Source organism: Bacillus sp. GC_Bacil_1, from assembly GCF_026540675.1.
GTDB lineage: Bacteria > Bacillota > Bacilli > Bacillales > Bacillaceae_G > Bacillus_A > Bacillus_A cereus.
On the sequence record NZ_JALNUG010000044.1, the window covers coordinates 1 to 2,986 of the forward strand.

The following is a 2,986-nucleotide window of genomic DNA, read 5'->3' on the forward strand; positions in this document are numbered from 1 at the left end:
GTATGTTCTTTGAAAACTAGATAACAGTGTAGCTCATATTTTTTAATTTTTAGTTTGGTTAAGTTAGAAAGGGCGCACGGTGGATGCCTTGACACTAGGAGTCGATGAAGGACGGGACTAACGCCGATATGCTTCGGGGAGCTGTAAGTAAGCTTTGATCCGAAGATTTCCGAATGGGGAAACCCACTATACGTAATGGTATGGTATCCTTACCTGAATACATAGGGTATGGAAGACAGACCCAGGGAACTGAAACATCTAAGTACCTGGAGGAAGAGAAAGCAAATGCGATTTCCTGAGTAGCGGCGAGCGAAACGGAACATAGCCCAAACCAAGAGGCTTGCCTCTTGGGGTTGTAGGACATTCTATACGGAGTTACAAAGGAACGAGGTAGACGAAGCGACCTGGAAAGGTCCGTCGTAGAGGGTAACAACCCCGTAGTCGAAACTTCGTTCTCTCTTGAATGTATCCTGAGTACGGCGGAACACGTGAAATTCCGTCGGAATCTGGGAGGACCATCTCCCAAGGCTAAATACTCCCTAGTGATCGATAGTGAACCAGTACCGTGAGGGAAAGGTGAAAAGCACCCCGGAAGGGGAGTGAAAGAGATCCTGAAACCGTGTGCCTACAAATAGTCAGAGCCCGTTAATGGGTGATGGCGTGCCTTTTGTAGAATGAACCGGCGAGTTACGATCCCGTGCAAGGTTAAGCTGAAGAGGCGGAGCCGCAGCGAAAGCGAGTCTGAATAGGGCGTTTAGTACGTGGTCGTAGACCCGAAACCAGGTGATCTACCCATGTCCAGGGTGAAGTTCAGGTAACACTGAATGGAGGCCCGAACCCACGCACGTTGAAAAGTGCGGGGATGAGGTGTGGGTAGCGGAGAAATTCCAATCGAACCTGGAGATAGCTGGTTCTCCCCGAAATAGCTTTAGGGCTAGCCTTAAGTGTAAGAGTCTTGGAGGTAGAGCACTGATTGAACTAGGGGTCCTCATCGGATTACCGAATTCAGTCAAACTCCGAATGCCAATGACTTATCCTTAGGAGTCAGACTGCGAGTGATAAGATCCGTAGTCAAGAGGGAAACAGCCCAGATCGCCAGCTAAGGTCCCAAAGTGTGTATTAAGTGGAAAAGGATGTGGAGTTGCTTAGACAACTAGGATGTTGGCTTAGAAGCAGCCACCATTTAAAGAGTGCGTAATAGCTCACTAGTCGAGTGACTCTGCGCCGAAAATGTACCGGGGCTAAATACACCACCGAAGCTGCGAATTGATACCAATGGTATCAGTGGTAGGGGAGCGTTCTAAGTGCAGTGAAGTCAGACCGGAAGGACTGGTGGAGCGCTTAGAAGTGAGAATGCCGGTATGAGTAGCGAAAGACGGGTGAGAATCCCGTCCACCGAATGCCTAAGGTTTCCTGAGGAAGGCTCGTCCGCTCAGGGTTAGTCAGGACCTAAGCCGAGGCCGACAGGCGTAGGCGATGGACAACAGGTTGATATTCCTGTACCACCTCTTTATCGTTTGAGCAATGGAGGGACGCAGAAGGATAGAAGAAGCGTGCGATTGGTTGTGCACGTCCAAGCAGTTAGGCTGATAAGTAGGCAAATCCGCTTATCGTGAAGGCTGAGCTGTGATGGGGAAGCTCCTTATGGAGCGAAGTCTTTGATTCCCCGCTGCCAAGAAAAGCTTCTAGCGAGATAAAAGGTGCCTGTACCGCAAACCGACACAGGTAGGCGAGGAGAGAATCCTAAGGTGTGCGAGAGAACTCTGGTTAAGGAACTCGGCAAAATGACCCCGTAACTTCGGGAGAAGGGGTGCTTTCTTAACGGAAAGCCGCAGTGAATAGGCCCAAGCGACTGTTTAGCAAAAACACAGCTCTCTGCGAAGCCGTAAGGCGAAGTATAGGGGGTGACACCTGCCCGGTGCTGGAAGGTTAAGGAGAGGGGTTAGCGTAAGCGAAGCTCTGAACTGAAGCCCCAGTAAACGGCGGCCGTAACTATAACGGTCCTAAGGTAGCGAAATTCCTTGTCGGGTAAGTTCCGACCCGCACGAAAGGTGTAACGATTTGGGCACTGTCTCAACCAGAGACTCGGTGAAATTATAGTACCTGTGAAGATGCAGGTTACCCGCGACAGGACGGAAAGACCCCGTGGAGCTTTACTGTAGCCTGATATTGAATTTTGGTACAGTTTGTACAGGATAGGCGGGAGCCATTGAAACCGGAGCGCTAGCTTCGGTGGAGGCGCTGGTGGGATACCGCCCTGACTGTATTGAAATTCTAACCTACGGGTCTTATCGACCCGGGAGACAGTGTCAGGTGGGCAGTTTGACTGGGGCGGTCGCCTCCTAAAGTGTAACGGAGGCGCCCAAAGGTTCCCTCAGAATGGTTGGAAATCATTCGTAGAGTGCAAAGGCATAAGGGAGCTTGACTGCGAGACCTACAAGTCGAGCAGGGACGAAAGTCGGGCTTAGTGATCCGGTGGTTCCGCATGGAAGGGCCATCGCTCAACGGATAAAAGCTACCCCGGGGATAACAGGCTTATCTCCCCCAAGAGTCCACATCGACGGGGAGGTTTGGCACCTCGATGTCGGCTCATCGCATCCTGGGGCTGTAGTCGGTCCCAAGGGTTGGGCTGTTCGCCCATTAAAGCGGTACGCGAGCTGGGTTCAGAACGTCGTGAGACAGTTCGGTCCCTATCCGTCGTGGGCGTAGGAAATTTGAGAGGAGCTGTCCTTAGTACGAGAGGACCGGGATGGACGCACCGCTGGTGTACCAGTTGTTCTGCCAAGGGCATAGCTGGGTAGCTATGTGCGGAAGGGATAAGTGCTGAAAGCATCTAAGCATGAAGCCCCCCTCAAGATGAGATTTCCCATAGCGTAAGCTAGTAAGATCCCTGAAAGATGATCAGGTTGATAGGTTCGAGGTGGAAGCATGGTGACATGTGGAGCTGACGAATACTAATAGATCGAGGACTTAACCATATAATATG

Annotated in this window: 1 rRNA gene; it reads left to right on the top strand. The window is 51.2% G+C overall.

Annotation, left to right across the window (positions count from 1 at the left end):
* Positions 1–56: 56 nt before the first annotated feature.
* A 23S ribosomal RNA gene (locus tag OXT04_RS29410) occupies positions 57–2,978 on the top strand.
* Positions 2,979–2,986: the final 8 nt, after the last annotated feature.